The 23,352-nt window shown below is 48.4% G+C and carries 19 protein-coding genes; 6 read left to right on the forward strand and 13 right to left on the reverse strand.

Annotated elements, in window-relative coordinates:
• Positions 1–111: 111 nt before the first annotated feature.
• Positions 112–2,628: an outer membrane beta-barrel protein gene (locus AB2U10_RS03595; protein ID WP_367914226.1), complete on the reverse strand. Its 2,517-nt coding sequence runs from the start codon at positions 2,626–2,628 to the stop codon at positions 112–114.
• Between the two features lie 261 nt (positions 2,629–2,889).
• Here AB2U10_RS03595 and AB2U10_RS03600 point away from each other — a divergent pair, with 261 nt between their 5' ends.
• Positions 2,890–3,306 (forward strand): DUF6157 family protein, encoded by a 417-nt coding sequence (locus AB2U10_RS03600; RefSeq protein ID WP_367914227.1) that lies wholly within the window; start codon positions 2,890–2,892, stop codon positions 3,304–3,306.
• 53 nt (positions 3,307–3,359) lie between these two features.
• Here the strand turns inward: AB2U10_RS03600 and AB2U10_RS03605 are convergent, their stop codons facing one another.
• The 3 genes from AB2U10_RS03605 to AB2U10_RS03615 all read right to left on the reverse strand — a co-directional run bounded on the left by AB2U10_RS03605 (position 3,360) and on the right by AB2U10_RS03615 (position 7,717).
• A complete protein-coding gene (locus AB2U10_RS03605) occupies positions 3,360–4,028 on the reverse strand; it encodes a hypothetical protein (protein WP_367914228.1) in 669 nt (222 codons plus the stop codon).
• Between the two features lie 129 nt (positions 4,029–4,157).
• Positions 4,158–6,962, reverse strand: a complete 2,805-nt coding sequence (locus AB2U10_RS03610) for an FAD-binding and (Fe-S)-binding domain-containing protein (RefSeq protein WP_367914229.1) — start codon at positions 6,960–6,962, stop codon at positions 4,158–4,160.
• A complete protein-coding gene (locus AB2U10_RS03615) occupies positions 6,959–7,717 on the reverse strand; it encodes an SDR family NAD(P)-dependent oxidoreductase (protein WP_367914230.1) in 759 nt (252 codons plus the stop codon). The genes AB2U10_RS03610 and AB2U10_RS03615 overlap by 4 nt, the downstream gene beginning before the upstream one ends.
• Before the next feature lie 275 nt (positions 7,718–7,992).
• On the opposite strand from AB2U10_RS03615, the gene AB2U10_RS03620 reads away from it, so the two are divergent.
• From AB2U10_RS03620 to AB2U10_RS03630, 3 genes are all read left to right on the forward strand, one after another.
• Positions 7,993–8,574: a Crp/Fnr family transcriptional regulator gene (locus AB2U10_RS03620; protein WP_367914231.1), complete on the forward strand. Its 582-nt coding sequence runs from the start codon at positions 7,993–7,995 to the stop codon at positions 8,572–8,574.
• Between the two features lie 64 nt (positions 8,575–8,638).
• A complete protein-coding gene (locus AB2U10_RS03625) occupies positions 8,639–9,124 on the forward strand; it encodes a DUF4405 domain-containing protein (protein WP_367914232.1) in 486 nt (161 codons plus the stop codon).
• Positions 9,121–9,714, forward strand: coding sequence for an NAD(P)H-dependent oxidoreductase (locus AB2U10_RS03630; protein WP_367914233.1), 594 nt, complete (start codon positions 9,121–9,123; stop codon positions 9,712–9,714). The genes AB2U10_RS03625 and AB2U10_RS03630 overlap by 4 nt, the downstream gene beginning before the upstream one ends.
• An 80-nt stretch (positions 9,715–9,794) precedes the next feature.
• On the opposite strand, the gene porD is transcribed toward AB2U10_RS03630, so the two are convergent.
• From porD to AB2U10_RS03675, 9 genes are all read right to left on the reverse strand, one after another.
• On the reverse strand, positions 9,795–10,694 hold the full coding sequence (gene porD, locus AB2U10_RS03635; RefSeq protein ID WP_367914234.1) for a type IX secretion system protein PorD: 900 nt from the start codon (positions 10,692–10,694) through the stop codon (positions 9,795–9,797).
• Positions 10,694–11,902 (reverse strand): bifunctional phosphopantothenoylcysteine decarboxylase/phosphopantothenate--cysteine ligase CoaBC, encoded by a 1,209-nt coding sequence (gene coaBC, locus AB2U10_RS03640; protein WP_367914235.1) that lies wholly within the window; start codon positions 11,900–11,902, stop codon positions 10,694–10,696. The genes porD and coaBC overlap by 1 nt, the downstream gene beginning before the upstream one ends.
• 129 nt (positions 11,903–12,031) lie before the next feature.
• Positions 12,032–12,847 (reverse strand): peptidoglycan-binding protein, encoded by an 816-nt coding sequence (locus tag AB2U10_RS03645; RefSeq protein ID WP_367914236.1) that lies wholly within the window; start codon positions 12,845–12,847, stop codon positions 12,032–12,034.
• Between the two features lie 77 nt (positions 12,848–12,924).
• Complete coding sequence (locus AB2U10_RS03650) at positions 12,925–14,631, reverse strand: carboxypeptidase-like regulatory domain-containing protein (protein WP_367914237.1); 1,707 nt, start codon at positions 14,629–14,631, stop codon at positions 12,925–12,927.
• Between the two features lie 122 nt (positions 14,632–14,753).
• Complete coding sequence (locus AB2U10_RS03655) at positions 14,754–16,301, reverse strand: hypothetical protein (protein WP_367914238.1); 1,548 nt, start codon at positions 16,299–16,301, stop codon at positions 14,754–14,756.
• A gap of 202 nt (positions 16,302–16,503) precedes the next feature.
• A complete protein-coding gene (locus AB2U10_RS03660) occupies positions 16,504–17,133 on the reverse strand; it encodes a response regulator (protein WP_367914239.1) in 630 nt (209 codons plus the stop codon).
• A gap of 25 nt (positions 17,134–17,158) precedes the next feature.
• Positions 17,159–18,247, reverse strand: a complete 1,089-nt coding sequence (locus AB2U10_RS03665) for a sensor histidine kinase (protein ID WP_367914240.1) — start codon at positions 18,245–18,247, stop codon at positions 17,159–17,161.
• A complete protein-coding gene (locus AB2U10_RS03670; protein ID WP_367914241.1) occupies positions 18,244–18,879 on the reverse strand; it encodes a hypothetical protein in 636 nt (211 codons plus the stop codon). The genes AB2U10_RS03665 and AB2U10_RS03670 overlap by 4 nt, the downstream gene beginning before the upstream one ends.
• Positions 18,880–19,731, reverse strand: coding sequence for a hypothetical protein (locus AB2U10_RS03675; RefSeq protein WP_367914242.1), 852 nt, complete (start codon positions 19,729–19,731; stop codon positions 18,880–18,882).
• Positions 19,732–20,018: 287 nt separating this feature from the next.
• On the opposite strand from AB2U10_RS03675, the gene lhgO reads away from it, so the two are divergent.
• Both lhgO and AB2U10_RS03685 read left to right on the forward strand, forming a co-directional pair.
• Complete coding sequence (gene lhgO / locus AB2U10_RS03680) at positions 20,019–21,218, forward strand: L-2-hydroxyglutarate oxidase (protein WP_367914243.1); 1,200 nt, start codon at positions 20,019–20,021, stop codon at positions 21,216–21,218.
• 73 nt (positions 21,219–21,291) lie between these two features.
• Entirely contained in the window at positions 21,292–23,352 is a 2,061-nt protein-coding gene (locus AB2U10_RS03685; protein WP_367914244.1) for an NADH-quinone oxidoreductase subunit 5 family protein, read from the forward strand.

Here is a 23,352-nt window from a genome sequence, read left to right on the forward strand (position 1 = left end):
ACAGGGAGCAACTAACAACTAACAACTAATAACTAACAGTGAACAACTAACAGGGAGCATTTAAATTATGCACTGTTCATTGTTCACTGTTCATTGTTAATTGTTACCTGATTAATTTCCTTCGCCCCCTACCCGCTTCTGCTCCGCACTCGTGGCTGTCTGGCGGCTGCGGGCGCCTTTTACGTTCTGGTTACCGAAACGGTATACAAGTGTGGCCCGCACTCCGCGGCTGTCCCAAACGTTGCTGATATTCATTTTTACACCGCCGAAGTCTGTCTGGCCTTTCCAGCGGGCGGTAGCAAAAATATCGTTTACATTCAGGCGGAGGCTCCCTTTGTTTTTCCAGAGCGACTTTGAAATGCCCGCATTGATGGCGTAAATCTCTCTTCCCGAGAACATTCCTTCTATCACCGGTGAATTGTACCACATGGAAGCTTCGGCGTTCCACCCCTTGGCCACCACGAAGTTCTGGCTGGTGTAGAAGTTGTACCCGAGGTTGGCTACATTCAGCACGTCGCCCATCAGCTCGCCCTTGTAGATGGCGTAAAACGCAGACAGGTTGTTGTTCATATTCCACCATTTGCTCACTTTTACCGGGAAGCTCACCCCTGCATTGATGGTCTGACGCGTTCCGATGTTCTCCAGGGTGGCAAATGAAACGTTCACAGGATCAATCTCAGTATTCGGGTTGTACCGGATCAGCTTTTCAAGGATTTCCGGCTCATTCCGGGCATTTTTTACAATCTGCGAGAAATAACCGTTGGTATAGCTGTAGCCTATTGAGGTGACAATGGCCTGCTTCAGCGTATGCGATATCTCTACAGCATCGGTAAGCTGCGGGCGCAGGTATTCATTTCCCAGCTCGTAGGTATACGGGTCAAGGAAGAAAATAAACGGGTTCAGGCTCTTGTAATCCGGGCGGTCAATGCGGCGGCTGTAGTTAAAATTCAGCGTATTGTTCTTGTTGATCACATGGGTCACATACAGGCTGGGGAAAACGTTCAGGTACTTCCGGTCTTTCTGCTCTTTCAGGGTCAGCGACTCGCCCTTTGAAACCGTATGCTCCATACGCACACCGGCCTGCAGATTCCACTTGTCGTTCAGCTTCCGGCCGTAATTCATATACGCCGCATTGATATTTTCGGTGTAAATGAAGTGATTGCTTCTGCCCATGTCTATGGCTCCGTCGTTATAGAATTTAATATCGTTATCAGACTTCACAAAGCTGGATTTAAGTCCCGCCTCTATTTTGGCATCAGACCCCGGCAAAGGAAGGGTGTAATCGGTCTTGGCCGCTATAATGTTGAATTTATTGGGAATATCGCTGGTGACGGTCAGCTTATCGCCCGAGGGCAGGCCGTTGCGGTCAAAGAATTCGGTGATCATTCCCCGCTCCCGGTTTTTATTGTCGTATACAGAATAGTCCACATCGGCTGTGATCTCCTGCCCTTTGTCGTTAAAGGCATGCCTGAAGTTGGTATTGAAGGTTATATTTGACCAGGCCATGCGCGGGCTGGAATAGGTAAAGAGCGAAGACGAGACCTCTTCATGGTCACGGATCACCGTACTGTTTTCAGAGGGTTCAGACGACTGCCATTTGCCGATATTGGCATTCAGCAATACCCCGAAGGTGGTCTTTTTGGTAGCAAAGAAGTCGCTTCCCACCCGGGCCGAAAGTCCGTTGGATTCGGTATAGCGAAGGGTACTCTGGTCGAAGGTCCGGTCATCGAGTGTACGGTAAAATTTATTTATGCCGTAATTCTGCCCGGCCCGGTAGCTGACGTTACCGAAGGTATTGAATTTCCCCTGGCGGTTATTCAGGTTCAGGCTCACATTGTATTTGGGCATGTTGCCTTCAATTCCTTCCGCATACGCCGGCGGCAGGCTCAGTCCGCCCCCTACAGTCAGGCTACCGTTTGTTCCGAAATTCCTGTTCTTTTTGATCACCAGGTTGATGATACCCGAATTACCGGCTGCATCATACCGGGCAGAGGGATTGGTAATGATCTCGATCTTTTCGATCTGGTCGCTGGCCATGTTTTTCAGCAGGTTGGCCAGCTGCTCCTGGGTCATATAGGTGGGTTTGCCGTCGATATAGATCTGCACGCCCTGTTTGCCTTTAAGGCTGATGTTATCGTTCTGGTCAATAGAAACGCCCGGCGCCCGCTGCAGCAGCTCCATAGCGGTGCTTCCGGCGCTGACTATGCTGCTTTCCACGTTCATGACCAGCTTATCGGCATGCTGTTCCAGCAGGGGCTTCTTAGCGGTAACGGTCACATCTTTCAGCACGTTGGTGGCAGCGGTCAGCACCAGCTTTTCGAGCTTCACTACCGGGTTCCCTTCTGAAAGCACGATCTTCGGGGTCACGGTTTTCCCGTATCCCACCATAGATGCCGACACCCGGTATTCTCCGTAAGCCAGGTCATCAAATACAAAATTTCCCTGCTCATCGGCCAGGGCGGCTTTTACCATGCTGGAGTCGGCCGCTGCCAGGAGAAATACATTGGAAAAGGGCAGCGCCTGGTTATTATTATCCCATACGGTACCCCTGATCTGTGCGGGCTTTTGGGCAAAAACAGAAGATGTAAGAGTGAATACTCCTACTAAAAACAGTAACAGCTTTTTCATATTTATTGTATAAGTAATAGCGAATATCGGCTTGCAGCCTCTATTTAAGTTCAAAGGTAGAGCTCATTCCTTTGGACTGCTGCCCGTATTTTACAGGCGGCAGGTTTACAGTATAAATGGCTGCCTGCTATTATCAGGATGCATTTTACAGGCGGAAGGTTGCGCGCACCTCACCAAAAAAACAGGATTCACTGGTACACAGGGTATTGGGTTGCGCAACACGATAAAAAAATGTAGCTTTACCCATCAAATACTATTTTTATGAAAACGCATTCCACCAATTATTACAACACGCTTATCGAAATAGCCGAAGACTGCCCGGCAGATGCGGGGGAGACACCCGTATCGGGGAAAGACAAAAAAACGATAGCCGAGAAGCAGTATGAGCTGATTGCCCGGCACCCGTACCGGTTTACCTCTGACGAGGTGCTGTTCCGCATTTTTGCCGAGAAAAATGACCTCCTGCCTTCCGAATACGAACAGGCCAGGTCGGAATTCTTTTCAAAAGGCCAGCCCTGTCTCCGTACCTCTCCCCTTGCAAAAAGGTACGGCTTCGGTATTCATTACGACCAGGAGGGCAGGATGGCCCTTTACGGAGCCGAAACAGACAGATACCAGCAGCTTATGGCTGACCCTACGGTGAAGAAAGTGAAAGCAATGCGGGCGGTGAGGAAGTAGGCGGATAGTCCGGGATATTGAGTTTTAGTGCCGGGTCAAAAGAAAGGGAGTTGCTAATTACATAGTTGGGGAGATTTTCCTGCTGCAAATTCTCTTATCATTTCGTCAGAACATTTCATTCTGATAAATTCATCGGGGTCATAGAATTTATAATCATTCATGTTGTAAAGAGAAACCTTCTTATTTTCTACCACCCATATACAGCCCCTGATTTTCTTTACAACAAACAGGAAATCATATTTCCTGTTTGAAAGTGCACTATAGGCCTTATATATCCTATCTCCAAAATACCGTTTATCCCCCTCTATGATATCCTCCTGGTAAGCGCATAAATCAGTATCTTCATAGGCAATAGGGTGATAACAATCAATTACCGCATCAATTTTTTGTTTAAAAAAGAATTCCTTTTTTAGAACAAAAGACATGGCCAGCGGAAATTTCGTATTCGGTTCCAGGTAATGTATTATACTCTTTGAATAGTCATAATTAACGGCATCACTACTTATTACAAAAGAGCTGACAGGTATGAAGGCCCGGTTTTCAGCTTCTCTTTTAGCTGCCAGCTTTGAAACCTCTTCCTGTTCCTGCCATGCTCTCATGAATTGATTCCGGGCCATCTTCTTTGCCTTCTTTTGAACACGGGTAGGATTTGTAATAAAATCCTGTCCTATTCCTGTAGAAGAAGTCAGAAGCATATACGTTACCAGGAGCACATATTTCATTATCTCTATCTGTTTACTTTAAAGTTTAACCGGCTCTTCCCATGGAATGGCTTTGTAACCTGATCGACTGACCGGTTGCCTTTAAGGCCTGAACTAACTACCTGGAACCGGGCATCCGGAACTCCCCCCTTAAACACACTCATCTACCAGGTACAAAATGGATTCGTAATCTTTTTCCGTAGCGTGGCTCATGGCCATTTCACAGGTTTTGGTAGAAGAATAATAGCCGTTCACGCCCGTATGTGTGCACACTTCTTCTGCCTCCGGGTGCGTGGCCGAGGCCGTCAGCCCGGGCACCAGGAAACCCCGGTCGCCGGCCATTCCGCAGCAGCCCGTATTCAGGGGTACCACCACTTCGTCAGCAAATTTTTCGGCGATCTGCACAAAAAGACCGGTGGTTTTCATTTTTTCCAGCGAGCATACCGGGTGAAGCACCACTTTCTCCTTTCTGATCCGGGCTTCTACCCGGGGCAAGACGATTTTGTGAAGGAACTCCACACTGTCCCAGATGGTCAGCCGGGTATATCGCACCTGGTTTTCACGGGTTAAAACCGGGTAAATATGCTTCAGGGTATATTCGCAGGAGCTGACATCAATCACTACCGGCAGGCTGCCCTCTTCTGAAGACTGCCACATCCGTTCTACAGTTTCATTGGCTTTGAATGCATAGGCATCTTTAAAGCCTTTGGAAGAATAAATCTGGCTGCAGCAGCTGCTGTTCACCTCGCGGATCACCCTTGATTTTACTCCGGCCTTATCGCAGACACTGTAGAAAGTTTCTACCAGGTTTTTCGGTTTCCCGGCATAGGTTCCCATCATGCGGGTGATGCAGGCGGGGAAATACACGATATCGGGTACCGGGTCGTTCCGGTATTTCAACGCGGGTGATGGCGGAATCTGCGCAGTCCACAGCGGCACGGCGGGGCTTAACTTCCGGGCAGCGGCAGTAATGCGCTCCATGGTGTGTTCTCCCAGCCAGCGGTTCAGGGTGTGCCCCGTGCTCAGCCCCCAGCGCAGCAGGCTGACCAGGCCGCCGAAGTTCCGGGCCGTGCTCAGTGCCAGCCGGTTTGCTGCCACCGAATGCTCGTCTACCCGCAGGCGCTTGACCAGGTCACCGGTGTTGATGTTCACCGGGCAGTTCACGGCACAGAGCCCGTCTACGGCACAGGTGTCAAGTCCGTCAAACCGGAACTCACGGCTGAGCTCACGGTATTCTGCCGTTTTTCCTTCGTCTTTCAGGTTCTCCATCACCCGGCGCATCACAATACGCCTGCGGGGCGAGGCAGTGAACTGGCGTGAAGGACAACTTGGCTCGCAGAAGCCGCATTCAATGCATTTATCGACCTCTTCTTCTACCGAAGGCATCCGTTTAAGGTCGCGCAGGTGGGCATCAGCATGTTCGTTAATGATCACGCCCGGGTTAAGCAGGTTACGGGGATCTACCGCCTGCTTCAGCCTTTTCATGATGGCGTAGGCCTCGGTGCCCCATTCGGTTTCCACAAACGGCGACATGTTCCGGCCCGTGCCGTGTTCGGCCTTCAGGGCCCCGTCGTATTTCTTCACCACCAGCTCTACCACATCGCGTATAAAAGCATCGTAACGCTCCACCTCACGGCCGGTAGCGAAAGTCTGCGTTACCACAAAATGGATATTGCCGTCTTTGGCATGTCCGAAAATGATACCGTTGGTATAATCGTGCCTGACAAAAAGCTGCTGTATATCCATGATGGCATGTCCCAGGTGCTGAAGCGGGAACGCCACGTCTTCCAGGATCACGGTGGTACCGCTGGCCCGCACGGCCCCTACTGCAGGAAACAGGCCTTTCCGTACTTTCCAGTAAAATGCCTGCAGGGCGGGGTTCCGGGTAAATTCAGGCATTTCTACCAGGTTAAATGCCGGCAGGCAACTTTCAAAGCGTGCCACGGTGGCCTCCAGTTCCCCGGGAGAGTCTTCCTGGAACTCCACCAGCAGGGCTGAAACCGCCTCCGGGAGGATCTTTACCACGGCCGGCATGCCTTCCAGGTCTTCTACCGACCGCAGGGAGGCCCTGTCCATCAGCTCTACCATGGCCGCACCCGTTTCAATCAGTGGCTGAATGGCCTGGCAGGCCGAAAAAATATCGGTAAAATACAGCAGGCCGGTAGATTTAAACGGCTTATCGGGTACGGTGTCGAGCACGGCTTCCGAAATAAATGCCAATGTGCCTTCCCCGCCGATCAGCAGATGGGCAAAAATATCTAGCGGCTGTTCGTAGTCGAGAAAGGAATTTAACGAATAGCCGACCGTATTCTTGGTCCGGTATTTTTCGCGGATCCGTTCTTTTAAGGCCGGGTTACCCGTTATCTGCGCCTTCAGCGCCAGCAATTCCTGCGCGAGTTCCGGGCATTCCCGGTCAAAGCGGGCATAATCTGCTGTATTTTCCGTAGAAAAAGCCTTGCCGTCAGGCAAAATAAACCGGATATAGCGTATGGTATGGTAAGAATTCTGGCTTACACCGCAGCACATGCCGCTGGCATTGTTGGAAAGAATACCGCCCATCATGGCCGCCCCTATGCTGGAGGGATCCGGACCGATCTTGCGGGCAAATTTCTTCAGGTGCGCGTTGACCATGGCCCCGGTAATTCCCGGTTGCACCCGTACCTGCGCAGCCTCCTGCTCAATGCTTATTTTCTTCCAGAAGCGCGACAGGTCCACCAGGATGCCATCGGTCACCGATTGTCCTGAAAGGCTGGTGCCCCCACCCCTGAAAACCAGCGGGACCGTATATTGGCGGGCGTATTCAAACAGCCGGATGATCTCTTCTTCACAGTCGGGCTGCACCACAGCCAAAGGCACCAGGTAATAAAAGCCGGCATCTGAGGCATACGACACCCGGTCGATATACTTATCTTTCACCCTGTCAGGGCCGACAATCGTACGCAGCGCCCCGATCATTTCGGCTTACGGTAGATGGTATTGGGGTATGACTGTGCCCTGGCGTAAATGGTCATATCAGCAATGGTCACATGGTCAGGAGCATTGACACAATAGGCAATGGCATCGGCAATATCCCGGGCCTGCAAAGGTTCAAAACCTTCATACACCTTACCGGCACGGTCTTCATCGCCTTTGAATCTCACCAGTGAAAACTCGGTTTCAACTGCTCCGGGGGCTATATTGGTCACCTTAACGCCGTAAGCGGTCATGTCTTTGCGCATGGCTTCGCTGATGGCCTCCACGCTGTGCTTGGTGGCGCAGTAAACCCCTCCGTTTTCGTACACATGCTTACCGGCCACCGAGCTGATGTTCACAATATGGCCGCTGCCCCGGTCGGTCATCTGCTTCATGATGCATTTCGATACATTCAGCAGGCCGATGACGTTGCTGTTGATCATGCGTGTCCAGTCGTCGAGGTCACCGTCCTGGATGGCCCCCAGTCCGTGCGCATTGCCGGCATTGTTGACCAGGATATCGATTTGGGCGAACTCCTCCGGCAATGAATCTATGGCATTTTTAACACTTCCGAAATCGGCCACATCAAAGATGAGTGTATGTACCTTTACCTGCGGCTCCAGCTCCTGCTTCAGCGCTTCGAGCCTTTCGGCTCTTCTGCCGCAAATGACAAGATGGATATGTGATGATGCCAATGCCCTGGCGGTGGCTGCGCCTATCCCGGAGCTTGCCCCTGTAATTAATGCCGTTCTGCTCATTTTAAAAAGGAAGATTTAACGGCTGCTTTGTTGAAAAGCAGCATACAGATACAAAAATAAGCAAAAAGCGTTAAGACATTCCGCACAAAACAGTTTATATGGGCCTGAGTTATCAAAATCTGATTTAAACTATCCTGTCTATAGGCGCAAAACTAAGGTATCGTAAATTATCTTTGCAATGGCTGAAAATAAGAAGCGAATACGTGTAACAGGCTAAATTTCCACCTGTGAATATTTTATCGCCTGAAACCGGGCTTTTTCGTAAATAGAAAAAAATGTTTGAACCGTTCAAAACCAAATTTCTATTGGACAGTCTAATACAGGAGGGCTATCCAGGCTGTTTTAAACAGGTGAAAGTTCCTGCCAAAACGGTGCTTCTCAGGGAGGGAGACATTTCAAAAAAAGTATTTTTTATTGAAAAAGGCTGTGTCCGCGTGTGGTTTAACAACAATGGGAAAGATGTCACTTTCCAATTCTTTTTTGAAAATGACCGGGTATCTTCAACTGAAAGCTTCAGGAAAAGCATCCCGAGCATTGTTACAATAGAAACCGTAGAGCCCTGCACTTTATGGGTAATCAGCAAAAAAGACATGGACAGGATAATGAGCGATGGTTTTGAAATTCCTGAAATCAGGCATAAGCTCCTTGATGTTTTATTTGACCGCAACATTCATTACATGAAACATTGCCTTTCTTTCATCAAAGATACTCCCCAGCAACGCTATCTGAATTTGCTAAAAGAAAAGCCCGAAATCATTAAACGCGTTCCACAACATTACATTGCTTCGTATCTGGGCATCACAACCGTACATCTGAGCCGCATAAGGAGTAAACTGCTCAAAGCAGCTTCAATTTAGTAACATATGTTATTTCACGGCTGAAGTATTCCTTCCAATTTTGCCGGAAATTTAACCGGGCGAAATGAAATTTAACCGTGATGTTATAACGCCGTTTTTAGGTGCTGTTTTTATTGTTGTTGCCCTCTCGGGCATTCTTATGTTTTTTCATTTGCTGGACGATTACACAAATGTTGTTCACGAGTTTTCAGGCCTGACCTTCGCATTTTTTGCTATTCTGCACATCGTTACCCATTGGAAAAGTATTGAGAATTATGGCAGGAAAAAGAGGTTATTTTTACCCGGCATCGTCATTCTTTTTGTATCCGTTTCATGGATTGTTATTGGCAGGATAAAAGGCAATCTTGAACGGAAATTACTGGAGCAGATGGTACAATCACCTGTTTGTTACTCCTTCAAAACACTGAATATTGATTACACCAGGGCAGATAGCACGCTCAGGCACCACAGCATCATGATCAAAGATACGCTGCAATCTATTCAGGAGATCAGTATTGCAAATAAGAAATCACCCGAATACATCATTAAACTTATCTATCAACAGCCATGAAAGCATTAATTATTTTTGATCACCCCTACGGACCGCAGGCATCAGAAAACGAGCCTCACAACCGCTCTTTTTCTGCAGCCGTTTACAAAAAGGTCAGGGAAACAATTGAAGCCCAAAACGGCGAAGTTGATTTAATTGATTTACGGGCGGACAACTTTGACCCTGTAATGACCAGGGAAGACCTTGTTGCCTGGCGCACACAACCGTTTATAGATCAGCAAACCGACCACTATTTTCAGCGCCTGATAACCGCTGATAAAATTATTTTCATTTTTCCCATCTGGTGGGAAGGTATGCCAGCTTCTACCAAAGGCTTTCTGGACAAAGTGCTTGCAAAAGGGCGCTTAAAATCAGGCGACCTGGCCCAGCTTCAAAAGAAGAACCCCGACGTTTATGTTATGACCGTATCCGGAACACCCACAATTATTTATCGCTTCTGGTACGGTAACCCGATCGTTAAGATGATGAAACGGGGCACCTTCCATAAAATCGGGCTCAGGAAATTTCATTGGATAAACTTCAATGCAGAGGAACGCAAACTGCAAGGCAGAGTTAAAATGCTAAACGCCATTCCAAAAAAATTAAAATAAGCACCAGGTCAAAACAGCCGTTAACAAACGGTTAGAGAGCAACTCGCGGTTAAAACCGTTACAGAACCGGACAGCGTGGGTTATTGCAACAGGCGCCGCATGCTTTCCGTTTTATCGGGGCTTATGGCCGAGCAGAGCTTGTATACCGCCTCCCTGTCTTTTTTGGATGCTTCGGAAAACACGTTGACGATCTCTTCACTTTTGGCGTCGAAGAAAAGGTTGATCATGGTAGCGCTGGGCCGCAGGGCGTTGAGCGTGCGTATCGACTCCAGGTATTCGCTGATGAGCTTCCGGCTTTCTGCCGGCTGGGTGGTCAGGTTATCCAGGGCAAGGCGGTGGTAATTGTAAAACCCTTCGCGGAAAACCGTAAACTGCTGGTTCCGGAGGTTCTCCATGACCCAATACCGGTCTCTGGGGTCGGCCTTGCTGCCCCAGGGGCCCTCCATAGCCGAACCGGCCAGGCTCACAATGTTGTACAGGCGGTCAACAAACGGGTTGCCTCCCAGGCGGGAGAAAGAGTCATAATCCATCACCAGGGCGGTCAGCGAATAAAAGGCCAGCATGCTGGTCAGGTTACTGGTAAACGCCTGCTCGTTAAAGAGCATCTGGCGGTTTTCAGGAGCAAAAGAAAATTCAAAGTTCCTGTCAAGGAAACTGAAGATCACACTTTCATAGGTGGTACCGTATACGGGCCTGAGCACCTGGAACTGCGCCGTGCCCGAATAACTGTACTGTGCCGAGCTCCGGATCAGGTTAATATTCAGGTTGCAGCGGATCTTTTCGCCTGTACCGTAAATATCGTTGGTCCACTTCTGGTTGTTCATAAAGTTGCTGATGGCACTTTCCATTTCCGAAAAAACCTCCCGGTCTCCCGACGTATTGGTGCTCAATTGTGAATAGTTGACCCTCACCTTGCATTGAAGCTCCTGTCCGAAAACCTGTCCGAAAGAAAAGACAAGCAGCATTAAAAGTATTCTCATTAGCGGATGCTTTTATAATATTCCAGAACGGCGTTTTTGATGTCATCGGCCACCACCTCTTTCGGCTTCAGTCCGAATGACTTTTCACCGCCGTTCTGATCAAAAATAGTTATTTTATTGGTATCATAACGAAAACCCGCCCCTTTATCTTGCAGGGAATTCAGCACGATCATATCAAAATTTTTGCGGGCAAGCTTGCCTCTTGCATTCTGCAGCTCGTTATCGGTTTCGAGGGCAAAGCCTACGTGCACCTGGTTCTCCCGCTTTACACGCCCCAGCTCAGCGGCAATGTCCACGGTTTTCTCCAATTCAATAAACATTTCGTCATCCTGCTTTTTGATCTTCTGCTGGGCCACGGTTTCCGGCCGGTAGTCGGCCACAGCAGCCGAAAAGATCACGAAATCAGCCTGCTCATGCAAACTGTTCACCGCTTCAAACATTTCTGTCGCCGTTCTCACGTTGATACGGTTTACGCCGGGAATATCGGGCAGGGCCACGGGGCCGGCCACCAGGTGCACAGCCGCTCCGCCGCGGGCAAAAGACCGGGCAATTTCAAAGCCCATTTTCCCGGATGAATGATTGCTGATGAAGCGCACGGGGTCAATATCTTCCTGGGTAGGGCCTGCAGTAACCACTACCGTCTTACCTTTCAGAAGCGGCTCTGCAGAAAATTCCCGCTGCAGGGCCTCCACCAGCTCTTCGGGCTCCGCCATACGCCCTTTTCCCTCCAGGCCTGACGCCAGCTCGCCGGTATTGGGCTCAATAACCCGGTTGTCGTAGCTTTTGAGGATGGCCAGGTTGGCCTGAACCGACGGATGCCGGTACATGTCCAGGTCCATGGCCGGGGCAAATATCACCGGGCACCGGGCAGAAAGATACACCGCCTGAAGCAGGTTATCGCATACGCCAGTCACACATTTGGCCAGGGTATTGGCCGAAGCAGGGGCAACCAGGAGCAGGTCGGCCCATAAGCCCAGCTCCACATGGCTGGTCCACTCACCGGTGTCTTTATCCGAAAAATGGCTGTACACGGGGTTCCGCGACAAGGTAGAGAGGGTCAGCGGCGTAATAAACTCCGCGGCGGCCGGGGTCATGACCACCTTTACGTTCGCCTTTTCTTTGACCAGCAGGCGAATCAGGTGCGCCGTTTTATAGGCCGCAATGCTACCCGTTACGCCGATGAGGATATTTTTGTTCTCCAGGATCATTCTGATGAGATTTGGAATGCGGAGTAAAAATATTAAAATCCCAACGACTTACCTATTCCCGAAAAGATTTTGAGCTGACAGGGCAAAAAGTTATGTGAATTCAGCTACCTATTAACCTTATGAAGATTTTTATACCCATTTCTCAATTGAAAAGACATCAATGATGCTGGTGTTATAATTTCTCACCCTTTTAAAAACACCTATTCCGTTAGAAGAGCCGTTGATATTGGTATTTCCTTCAATAGTAGTAAATGTCTTGTCTTCTATCTCTACGATTATACCGGTATGAATCCAATCCAGCCGCGACTGACGAAGAAGAAAAATATCACCCTTTTTGATGGTAGCCGAGCCGTTCCGGATATTCGGGTTTCTTACCAGGACACCCTTATCCAGACCTGTCATCCCCACTACATCACAACTGTAGGTAAGCGGAAACATCTCTGTAAAGGTTCTGCCCAGGTGTGAGAATGCCTGGTCAATTATGGTCTGAACAAAACCCATACACCACAGCCAGTCGGTGCCTTCGTGCCCGTCCATATAGCTCCTGACCCAGGGGCCTGAATTGGTTTGTCCATTGATAACAAGTTCGGAAGGAGATTCAGCCAAATGTTTCTCTGCAGCTTCTGCAATCAAAGACCGCAAATCCGGGCCGGATAGTGATGCTTCAAAAGCATTGCACAGGGATGAGGTCATTTTATCAAAAGTGGCCTGGTCTACAATCCCTGTAGGAGGGATTCCCACTGCATTCTGAAAATTTTTCACCGCTCTTTCTGTGGCCGGGCCAAATGTACCATCTATTGAAGTATACGTTCCGGATCCGCTATGGCTCGTCTCATACAGGCAGAGCCATGACTGAATCTTCATCACTTCTTTCTTTGTATTTTGCCCGCCTCTCTGCTGTGAAAACGGCAATACAAGCTCTCTTTGATAATGTATTTTTTTCATCTGTATAAAATTTAATTTCCCGTCTTCCACTATGATTCTCTATTCATTGAACGGTTTAAACAACTGTTCCCAAGCACTTAACCGCGCTCCCCTCCTGCTATTTTGGGTAACTTTTCACAAATCATACCTATGAGATAATAGGTGTCATACGTGACAGATTCAGGGTTCAGCTTATACTCCAGTGTAAGCGTATTGGAATTATTTACAGTCAAATTGCACTTAAAAACCGTATAACCATCTTTCCTGATTGTCAGGGCATATTGCCCGACAGGAACGTAAGTTTCCGCTTTCCCCTCCTGATCCGATTCAATTTCTTTAAACAGGGAGTTGTTCGTCCCTACGATTGATATCTCTGATTTATATACAGGCGAAGCAGACAGAGCATCGGTCAGCCGGATAAATACCCGGGTAAGTTTAGCCACAGGAGCTATAACTTTTACCGGTTGAAAAAGGGCTGGAGAGAAGAATGCTCTTTTGACAGTTACAGGCTGGCGTAGGGTGGCTGACATCACAGAAGACGCCACCGGTTGAATGGGAGGAACGGCGGCTGGTTTTGTAACTTCCGCTTTAGATTGGTACATTCTGACGTTAACTGATCCCAAAACCTCCTTGTTCCTGATAGGTTTGATAAACTTATTGTTGTTGGCTGCATTGGTGAAAAGTTGATTTTTCATAATGATGGGTCCAAACCGGATGATCTGGTTGATATCACTCACTTCTGCTTCTTTTACCCTGGGCTCAAGGTTTAATTTCAGGTTTCGGATCAGCAGGAGCTTCTTCGGGTAAGCGGGCAAGAGAAATCCGCCGGAAAGAGTCTCACCATCCGCAATCGGTTTCTCTCCTGACCATCTGAAAAATTCCGATACAATGGGAGCTACCGAAAACCAGTGTCTCTGCATACCTACAACAGAATATTCCAGTTCAATGCTTCTAATATTTTCTTCATCGTAATCGCCCGAAAGGGAAACCAGCCCCATAGTACCTGCTCCTGACTTTTTAAACAGCTCTTCCAGCTCATCTTTATCGAGGCTGAGCCTGACCCATCCGTTATTTCCCGACATGAAATCATAGGGCACAAAATTGATATCCAGATAAGATGCCATAGATAATATCCCTGTTTTCTTTGCATTTTCCAGGACATTTCTGGCGGCGTCGAGGTTCGAGAGAAAAATATCATAGGCATCAGATTTATTGATCTTTGCCATAGCCTTATTAACTTCATTTTTATACCCGAGAAGAATATGGTCAATTTTTATCCGCTCTTTTTTGAGATGAATAATATTTAACTTTTCCTCCCAAACCGACTTCTCTTCTTCGGTTTGCAGAGATGACCAGGTGGATACATGGTCTTCATACTCTCTCATAATTTCGTCAAGCAACTCCAGGTATTTGTCATATGCTTTTTTCTCTGGCGTAGGTTTCCCGTTAGCATCATACAGAATTTTCCTTTCTTCCTCTAATCCCATGTCATGACCTTCTGCAGGAGGCTCCTGTGGCTTATTAATAATGGTATTGTAGGCTTCATAAAGAGTATTACCCGGGTTAACATCCCAATATTTATCGTTATCCGGAAGTGAGTTCAGCTGCAATGAAATACTTTCCTTTTTTAACAGTGCCTCCCCTTTCATCTCTTCAGTAATCAGTATCTGGGGGAGAAGCAGCTTCATCTCCGACTCTTCAAAAACCCTCAGGGAGGGGCAAATCAAAGCTATTTCACGGGCGTTAGCGCTTTGCGACTCATAGTAATCTTTTATTTTCTGAAAAAGAGCAATATAGTATTTCATCTGTATAAATTAACTTAAGATACCTTGCTTAGACCAGCCCCTCAGGAGTGAAGGGCACTTATTTGATTGAAAAGCTGCCAGCTCACGGCTATAAATTATGCCGGCTGGCAGCCGGCACAATTTTAATTTACTTCTACCCAGTCTTCTTCCTTGATACCGGGTAAAGGATTCGGCGCCGGATCAAGAATATTACATTTCCTTCCCAGCAGAAGAATCCCATCCGAGCTCATGCCCTGCTTTTGTTCCTGCCCCGAACGGTTGACTCTTACATCGTTGTAGCCGTAGCTGCCGCCAAACATAAACGGACCAATAGCCAGCCCTCCCCCGGCTTTAACAGCATCCTCGGCTCTTTTGTAAGAATCAGATGCGCTTGTAAACCCTATTTTCAAATCGGTTATAAAATAAAGTTCGGTGGTCACTGCCGGCAAAAGGCCTTTGCCGTTACCATCACTGACCATCTGGTTATTCATGATATCCGCTCCGTTCCTGGAGTACTTCCAGTACCGCGACTTAATAAATGTGCTGCCGAACCATGGGCTGGAAACATAGCATTTCCCGATCCTGAATGATAGATGAAAGTCATTGAAATTATAACTGGAATCTATCCGTTTATGAGTTCCTGAGCCTCCCACAGAGAACAAGCCCAATACCGTGGCCCCGGCTCCCCAGCTATGGGCGGTACTGCTGTATTTACTATCATAATCACTCTTTTTAAACTCGTATTTAATCCAGCCCGACGAGCTTTGAAGCGTACCTGCAGGAACCGGAGCGGAGAAAAAGTAGGTATTCATTCCCCCGAGGCCTGTTCTCTTGGCCGCCAGAAGCTCTGATTCGTATCTTTTCTTAACGGTAATGAAATTGCTGCTTTCTATTTCATCAATATAATTCATCACCTTTTCGATCTTCCCCTTATACCCTATACTTTCCCACCGCTTTAAGGCGTCATCTCTTCTTTTAATAAAGTTCCTTCCATTAATGGCCATTTCTGACATGGCTTCGGTATCTCCCTCCGCTACCCTTTTCTGAAGATCAGTCAGCCTGTCTTCTGCTTCATAGTACAGGGCTTCGTATTCAAGGTATTTTACATATTGCGGTGACGGGAATGACTGGAAGATATATTTGGGGTTATCTTCCGGATGCTCTACCTGAGAATCGTCAAAATCAGGATTTTTCAATTTCTTTATAGTAACGATCTCCTTTCTTAGCGTCTCAAGCTTTTTTTCAACTTTCGGATCCGTTTTGGTATTCTTCACTACGCAGTAATCCATAATATCCTGGTATACGTTGGATTTCGTATGGTCGGGATGCGGATTAAAAATGGTAAATTTTCTTGCGCCGTTTTCATCTACTTCCGGGATCAGGCTGGGTACCTGGTCAGCCAGTCTCGAAAATTCTTCAGCGTAGGCATATTTGCTGTACTGTGATGATGCCCTTGCTACGGAATACTCCTCGTCTGTCATGTTTTCCAAACGGGGGGTAGTCCCGAAAAATCCTTTCAAGGCAAAATCAAAAGCCTCTTTATCTATCACCACGGGGACCGGTTCCCAGGCAATAAAATTATTGGGCCCCAACATTCTTGGATCCCCTCCATTCGTGATCTTTCTGAATACATCGCCCAGCAGGTAGCTCATAAAGTCAGCCTCATTGGGCATAGGAACAAATGTTGCCATTTCAGTTATACGTATTAGTTTTCTCCTACTCTGTTAAGGCTTTTCGGATTCGGCCTGTAAAACCGGCTTCCAGCCGTTTTCATGACAAAGTTTTGAAATAATTAAACAGCAGGAAATACCTAAAATGAGTGATTTTGAAGTTGCCGCAGGAAGATATGCAGCAGAAAATGAGGGAGAAACGGGCGATGATCCGGCAAACGGCTTATCGCTTATGGAACTTGGCAAGGGCTTCGGTAACCGAGTGTACCTGTAGTTTTTCGTAGATTCTTTTTACGTGGGTTCTGACCGTATGAACGGCTATAAAGCAGCTGTCAGCAATCATCTTCATGCTTTTGCCTTCGGAGAGGAGCTGCAGGATTTCCAGCTCACGGGCGGTTAAACGGGCTATTTCTTCCACGTGCGCCGGAGTGGTGTGCAGGTTCAGGATGACTTTCCGGGCAATGGCGGGGCTCATGGGAGCCCCGCCTTCGTAAATCTCGGTGAGGGCTTCCAGGATACGGCCGGGAGGTGCTTTTTTGAGCAGGTAGCCGGTGGCTCCCGCTTTGATAGCTTCAAAAACCCGCTCATCGTCATCAAAAACGGTAAGCATCAGGATATTTACCTGCGGAAATTTGGGTTTCACCAGCTTTATGGCCTCAATTCCCGACAGGTGGGGCATGTCGATGTCCATTAACAGCACGTCAGGCCCGTGCTCCCTGACCTGCCGGAGTATGCCGGTACAGTCTTCGTAGGCCCCCGCCACCAGGAACCCCTCAGTAGACTCCAGCATGAAACAAAGCGCTTCCCTGAGCGACCTGTTGTCTTCATAAATAAGAACCCGGATATCTTCCATAGCTGTAAAACAGATAAATGCCTTTTCAAATTTTAAAGCTGAAATTCAGTGTTGTCCCTTCTCCCGGCTTACTCGTAATGGTCAGCGTACCGCCCAGCCTCCGGGCCCGGGCATCCATATTCACCAGGCCGTTTCCGCCGTTGCTTTTGCGCTGGCCGGGGTCTGATACGTCAAAGCCTGCCCCGTTATCTTTTACCGTGAGCAACACATCGTTTTCTTCCTTCCTGACAGCGATTTCCACCCGGGTGGCCCGGGCATATTTCTGGATATTGGTTACCGCTTCTTTATAGATCAAGTAAAAATCTCTTCTTTTGTCGAGCGTGAGGCTAAGCTTCTGGATAGATTCATCAATGACAAAATCAGTAACTATACCCTGCTCCGAAAGCAGCTCTGAAGCCAGGTCGCGCATTCTCTGGATCACCATGGGCATGGAATCGTGGTTCGAGTTAATGCTCCATACGATATCGCCCATGGTATCCATGATCAGCCGGGCGGTATCGCCGATCTTACCAATAGACAGCCGGGCTTTATCCGGGTTTTTCGCCATTAAAATGTCTATGCTCTGGCTGAGAATGCTGATGCTTCCCAGGTAGCTGCCGATATCATCGTGCAGATCCCTGGCAATGTTATCCCTTATTAACTGGGTATGAAGCTGTTGCCGGAGGCGAATTTTGTAAATATAATAAAATACGATCCCGATCACCAGGGTAAATACCAGCAATATAAAGGGCGGGAACCACCACCGTTGCCAGAACGAAGATTTGATCTCAAACTTTTGCACGGCCGTGGCACCGTTACTTAAATCCACAAATCGCGCCGTGTAATTTCCACCCGGCAGGTTGAAAAAGTTCACGGTGGGGTTAACACCCAGGTAAAGGGTATCGTACAAGGTCAGGGTATCGGTCAGGATACAGACCAGGTTCTGTCCCGGTTCCTCCTTTAACGAGATCGACACAAAAACCGGGGGAACATTCAGTACAATTTCACCTTTAGGGTTCCATACCGAATCGCTCCGTATCACACCTGTCCTGGTATAAAACCGGGTAATTTCCAGGGAGTCTGAATTTCCGAAACACCAGACCGGAATACACAGGATCAGGAATAGCCTTTTCATTTTTTCAACGAATAGAACGCTACGGAATAGATAACCAGCGACAGCAGCATAACGTAATAATAGATGATTGTTTCATAATACCAGAGAATTGTATAATATGGGCTGTCTAACAAATATTTTTTAAGGAAAATGTCTACTGTGCGCGTAAAAAACTGGATCACCAGGGCCAGCAAGATCAATACAACCGAAGTAGAGGTATGTTGATTGTTCAGGCTGTTAAAGAAATAACTGCAGCTCAGTAAAAAAATCAGGAAATTGATCATCAGTCCTGAATAGTAGTTCATCCCGCCATTTCCTCCGAAAAGATAATATTCATACCCCAGGGAAAGGAGCCCGGCGATCAAAACCCCGGAAAGAAGCCCTTTCCTGCCGGAAATGAGGTAAAAGAACCCCAGCAGGGTTACCAGCCAGCAAAAAGAATAATAGTAAGACAGGAACAGGGTGTTCTGATGAAGTACGCTGTTATAATAAAACGAAATAATGTTTATCAATAGTTCACAAAACAGGAGCACCACGATCCATTGCATCCCTTTTTCCAGGGTATTCCACTTCCAGAGGCCAAAACACAAAGGAACAACAAATAAAAACTCAACGCTTTGCGCAAATCCTTTATAAAAATTATACAGCTCCATTTAACACACCTGCGGCATTGGACAAGGCAGATCGGTTTCGTACTCCGGGTTGATCTTAAAGTGGTAATAGATTTCCCTTCTTGACAGGTCCGGCATGCCTTCTTCCTTGTCTTTTTCTTCATCGTAGGGTCTGATCCGCCGGGCTATGCTTACCCTTGTCCCTTTGCCGGTCCTGATCTCCTCCAGTCTTTCTATCCCGAATATCCCGCCTTCATTGGAGAAGATCCCCTTGATTTCCCCTTTGGTTTCCCGGTCTACCTCCGTAGCTATGCCTCCGAAAAACGTATTTTTCAAATGGGCCTCATCGCCTTTTTTAACCACCTCTTTATTGATGATCTCTCTCAGCAGGAAATCAGAGGGGGTCAGGAATTTTACCTGGTCTTCATTAGACACCGAGTTATCCTGCAGGGCCTCCGCCACATCTGCGTAGGCGATATTTTCTTCCTCCACATACGCTTCAAAGTCATTAACGCCGTTCAGGTCGGTACCTTTTTTCTTCAGTATGGTCCTGATCCTGAAATAGGCGTAGCCGAAATACCTGCTTTTCTCACTGATTCTTTCTTCCAGCACCTCCCACTTTTTCAGGGCCAGGCAAAAAACAAACCCGTATACTTCATGATCTTCAGGAAGCCACTTTCCTTTGTGGTTTTCGCCGTCACAGAGCATCTTCCAGGTGGCATCCGATATAAAAAAAGAGGGTTGATTGCTACGCTGGATAAAGGCGTTAAAGGCATTAATATTGTTCTGGGCCTCCGGGTTTATCGCATTGCTGAACATGGCCAGGCAGCCGGGTCCGGGCAGTTTTCTTAAACCGCCGTCAGCATTAAAAACAGGAAAAGTAACTTGTGCCATAAGGGTATCCTATTTAAATATATCAAATGTAAAAAAATATAACTCAACAATTGATCAACCCTCCTGTATAATTGCTAAAGAATATAAGTTGCGTGAATTCTCATGTAGCCTCTATCCATCTGAACCAAACTATTTTCCGGGGGTAGATCATCTTTCAACAAAGTTCCGGCAATCTGCGGCAACGCGCAATACCACATTTAGGGTATATTGTTGCAGAAATATGAAATCGCCCCTGAAATTTGCGATCCTGCCGCTATCGCTTTAGCTTTACGCTTTTATTTTGCTGAATGCGATACGATACCGTTATTATTGGCGGAGGCATAGTTGGCCTGGCTACCGCTCTGAACCTTCTGGAGAAAAAGCCGCAGATCCGCCTGTTACTTATTGAAAAGGAAAGCTCGGTGGCCGCTCACCAGACGGGCCATAACAGCGGTGTGATCCACTCCGGCCTGTACTACAAGCCGGGAAGCCTCAAGGCCCGGAACTGCATTGACGGCTATCATAAGCTGCTTGATTTTTGCCAAAAATACGGCATTGAGCACGAGATCTGCGGAAAAATTGTAGTAGCTACTACCGCCGGGCAGGTTCCGCTCATGCAAAACCTGTACGACCGCGGCCTGCAGAACGGGCTCACCGGGCTGGAGATTCTTTCACCGGAGCAATTGCGGGAAACAGAACCCCATGTAGCCGGCGTCAAAGGCATTAAGGTACCACAAACCGGCATTATCAATTACAGGCAGGTAGCCGAAAAATACGCCGATCTTATCCGGGAAAAAGGCGGCGAGATCCGGCTGGGAGAGAAAGTTTCCTCCGTTTCCGAACGGCAGGGGGTATCGAACGTAGTGACCGACAAGGGAAGCTACGACACCACCCTCGTGATCAACTGCGCCGGGCTTTACTCCGATAAAGTGGCCCAGTTTACAGAAAAAGAAGAAATAAAGGTCAGGATCATCCCCTTCCGGGGCGAATATTACGAGATCAAACCCGAAAAGCAATACCTGGTCAGGCACCTGATCTACCCGGTGCCCGACCCCAACTTCCCGTTCCTGGGGGTGCATTTCACCCGCATGATTGGCGGTGGTATTGAAGCCGGCCCCAATGCCGTGCTGGCCTTCAAAAGAGAGGGGTACCGTAAAACCGATTTCAATTTCGGGGAGCTGAAAGATACCCTGGCCTGGCCGGGTTTCCGGAAAGTAGCCGCAAGGTACTGGAAAACCGGTATGGGTGAATATTACCGGTCTTTCTCCAAGTCGGCTTTTACTACCGCCCTTCAGGCGCTCATTCCTGAGCTCCGTAAGGAAGACCTGGTACCCGGCGGAGCCGGCGTGCGTGCGCAGGCCTGCGATTATGACGGGGGCCTCCTCGACGATTTCGCCATTCTTGAAAACCCGCAGGCCATCAATGTGTGCAATGCCCCTTCTCCTGCCGCTACCTCTTCGCTGGCCATAGGCGATACGGTTTCTGAGCTGGCGTTAAAAAGGCTTTAACCACGATTGCCGGGATAAAAGTGATGTTATTTAAATTTAATATAACTAGATTTGCCTTCAGAAAACCACAGGGATGAACCCGGAATCACTCGTATTTTTTAATTTACAGATTTATCTGCTGGGATTTATATTTTTTTTAAGTCTCAATAATACGGTGTTTGTCAAAACTGCAGGCGGCATATCGCTTGTCATCAGCATACTCGGGGTCATTGTAACTTCCAGCCTGCTGGTGAATAACCCCGGCACGGTTATTCTCACTTACGACTGGATCCCCATTGGTGAAAAGCCCATTCATTTTATCCTGCTGATCAATGTCCAGACCCGCTTTATGCTGTTCCTGGTGCAGATCATTGCCTGCTTTGTCAATCTTTTCTCCCTGAAATACATGAGCGATGACCCCGGGGTCAACCGCTTCTTTGCCTACCTGAACCTGTTTGTGTTCTCCATGCTGGGCCTGGTGCTGGCCGGAAACCTCCTCCAGCTGTATTTCTTCTGGGAGCTGGTGGGTTTCTGCTCTTACCTGCTGATTGGCTTCTGGTATACCCGCAAAACCGCCAATGCAGCCGCTATAAAAGCATTTTTGCTCAACCGCATTGGTGACGCTTTTTTCCTGGCCGGCATTTTCCTGGTTTATTACCTCTACGGCACTTTCCGTTTTGACGACTTTGCCCATTCTGCCCTGGTAGAACGAAATTACCTCTACCTGAACGCCCACCAGCTGCAAACCGTGGCGGTGCTGCTGCTCTTCGGAGGCGTAATGGCCAAGTCGGCCCAGCTGCCGCTGCAGGTCTGGCTGCCCGACGCCATGGAAGGGCCTACGCCCGCCTCCGCGCTCATTCACGCGGCCACCATGGTCGTGGCCGGGATATTCCTGCTGGGCCGGATAGCCCCGGTGATCACCCCTGAAGCCGGCTTTGTCATCAGCCTTACCGGTGCCCTGACCAGTGCCCTGGCGGGGTTGTCGGCCCTTTATCAATACGACATCAAAAAAGTTCTGGCGTTTTCTACCATTTCACAGCTCGGCTTTATGGTGGCCGGCATGGGCATGGGCGAAACGGCCGCTTCCCTCTTTCACCTGACCACCCATGCTTTTTTTAAAGCAGGCCTTTTCCTTTGTGCCGGGGCCGTGATCTCCTACCTGCACCACGAGCAGGACATGCGGAAAATGGGCGATCTTATCCGGAAAATGCCGGCCGTTTTTGCCGCTTTCCTGATCTGTTCGGGCGCATTGATCGGCTTACCGCTTTCCGGTGGCTACCTCTCCAAGGAATCGATCCTGAACGCAGCCTGGATCTACGGGCTGCAGCCAGCCGATCACAAGCTTCTTGTGCCGGTTCTGCTGACACTTACGTCTTTCCTGACCACCTGTTACGTGGTGCGGATGGTGGTGATGGTTTTCTTTCAGCGGGAAGACAGTCCTGTAGAAATTTTGCTGGATACCACCAAAAAAACGGTAGACGGTGCGTTGAAATCGTTTAAGGAATTGCTGACGGGCGACAACAAAGGCTCGGGCGAAGACCGGGTGATCCAGTTTATCCGGAACCTGAGCATTTACGATACCGCCACACTGGGGCTGGCCTTCTGCTCGCTCTGGTTCTTTTATTCGTCTAACCCGCTTCACGCAAAGGAGGTCTGGTTTTTCACCGAATTCGGCGGAATCCGGGAAATGTACGACTGGCTGCCCTGGCTGGTGAGCTTTATCATCCTGTCGGCGCTCCTGATCAGCTACAACAATACGCTGGAGGAGATCAGGCGGTATTATTTCAAAGAACCTGATCCCCATGCCCGTTTTTCCCGGCTGGCCCGGCGCCAGTTTTATATGGATGATCTGTATGAACGCCTGTTCAGGAAGATATTTACCGGTGAAAAGAACATCCTGAAGCCGGTCAGCTATATAGAAACCCGGTGGATAGACGCCGCCGTAGTGAAATTAGGAAAAAGCACCCTCTATTTTGCCAGAATGGCCGGCAGAATGGAAAAAGACGTTATTGATGCTTCGGTAATGGGATTTTTCACCCTGATCCGGGCACTCGGGAACAAAATAAGAAAATGGGGCAAAGGCAACATTCAACTCTACCTGCTGGGATTGATGGCTGCCTTCGCAGCCCTGGTATTCATTCTAATCATGCTATAA

Origin of the sequence: Leadbetterella sp. DM7 (assembly GCF_040829825.2) — a bacterium.
Classification (GTDB): Bacteria; Bacteroidota; Bacteroidia; order Cytophagales; family Spirosomataceae; genus Leadbetterella.

Excerpts from the sequence above, each read along its gene's own strand:
- AB2U10_RS03595 (WP_367914226.1), bottom strand. The coding sequence starts at position 2,628 with ATGAAAAAGCTGTTACTGTTTTTAGTAGGAGTATTCACTCTTACATCT.
- AB2U10_RS03600 (WP_367914227.1), top strand. The coding sequence starts at position 2,890 with ATGAAAACGCATTCCACCAATTATTACAACACGCTTATCGAAATAGCC.
- AB2U10_RS03605 (WP_367914228.1), bottom strand. The coding sequence starts at position 4,028 with ATGAAATATGTGCTCCTGGTAACGTATATGCTTCTGACTTCTTCTACA.
- AB2U10_RS03610 (WP_367914229.1), bottom strand. The coding sequence starts at position 6,962 with ATGATCGGGGCGCTGCGTACGATTGTCGGCCCTGACAGGGTGAAAGAT.
- AB2U10_RS03615 (WP_367914230.1), bottom strand. The coding sequence starts at position 7,717 with ATGAGCAGAACGGCATTAATTACAGGGGCAAGCTCCGGGATAGGCGCA.
- AB2U10_RS03620 (WP_367914231.1), top strand. The coding sequence starts at position 7,993 with ATGTTTGAACCGTTCAAAACCAAATTTCTATTGGACAGTCTAATACAG.
- AB2U10_RS03625 (WP_367914232.1), top strand. The coding sequence starts at position 8,639 with ATGAAATTTAACCGTGATGTTATAACGCCGTTTTTAGGTGCTGTTTTT.
- AB2U10_RS03630 (WP_367914233.1), top strand. The coding sequence starts at position 9,121 with ATGAAAGCATTAATTATTTTTGATCACCCCTACGGACCGCAGGCATCA.
- porD (WP_367914234.1), bottom strand. The coding sequence starts at position 10,694 with ATGAGAATACTTTTAATGCTGCTTGTCTTTTCTTTCGGACAGGTTTTC.
- coaBC (WP_367914235.1), bottom strand. The coding sequence starts at position 11,902 with ATGATCCTGGAGAACAAAAATATCCTCATCGGCGTAACGGGTAGCATT.
- AB2U10_RS03645 (WP_367914236.1), bottom strand. The coding sequence starts at position 12,847 with ATGAAAAAAATACATTATCAAAGAGAGCTTGTATTGCCGTTTTCACAG.
- AB2U10_RS03650 (WP_367914237.1), bottom strand. The coding sequence starts at position 14,631 with ATGAAATACTATATTGCTCTTTTTCAGAAAATAAAAGATTACTATGAG.
- AB2U10_RS03655 (WP_367914238.1), bottom strand. The coding sequence starts at position 16,301 with ATGGCAACATTTGTTCCTATGCCCAATGAGGCTGACTTTATGAGCTAC.
- AB2U10_RS03660 (WP_367914239.1), bottom strand. The coding sequence starts at position 17,133 with ATGGAAGATATCCGGGTTCTTATTTATGAAGACAACAGGTCGCTCAGG.
- AB2U10_RS03665 (WP_367914240.1), bottom strand. The coding sequence starts at position 18,247 with ATGAAAAGGCTATTCCTGATCCTGTGTATTCCGGTCTGGTGTTTCGGA.
- AB2U10_RS03670 (WP_367914241.1), bottom strand. The coding sequence starts at position 18,879 with ATGGAGCTGTATAATTTTTATAAAGGATTTGCGCAAAGCGTTGAGTTT.
- AB2U10_RS03675 (WP_367914242.1), bottom strand. The coding sequence starts at position 19,731 with ATGGCACAAGTTACTTTTCCTGTTTTTAATGCTGACGGCGGTTTAAGA.
- lhgO (WP_367914243.1), top strand. The coding sequence starts at position 20,019 with ATGCGATACGATACCGTTATTATTGGCGGAGGCATAGTTGGCCTGGCT.
- AB2U10_RS03685 (WP_367914244.1), top strand. The coding sequence starts at position 21,292 with ATGAACCCGGAATCACTCGTATTTTTTAATTTACAGATTTATCTGCTG.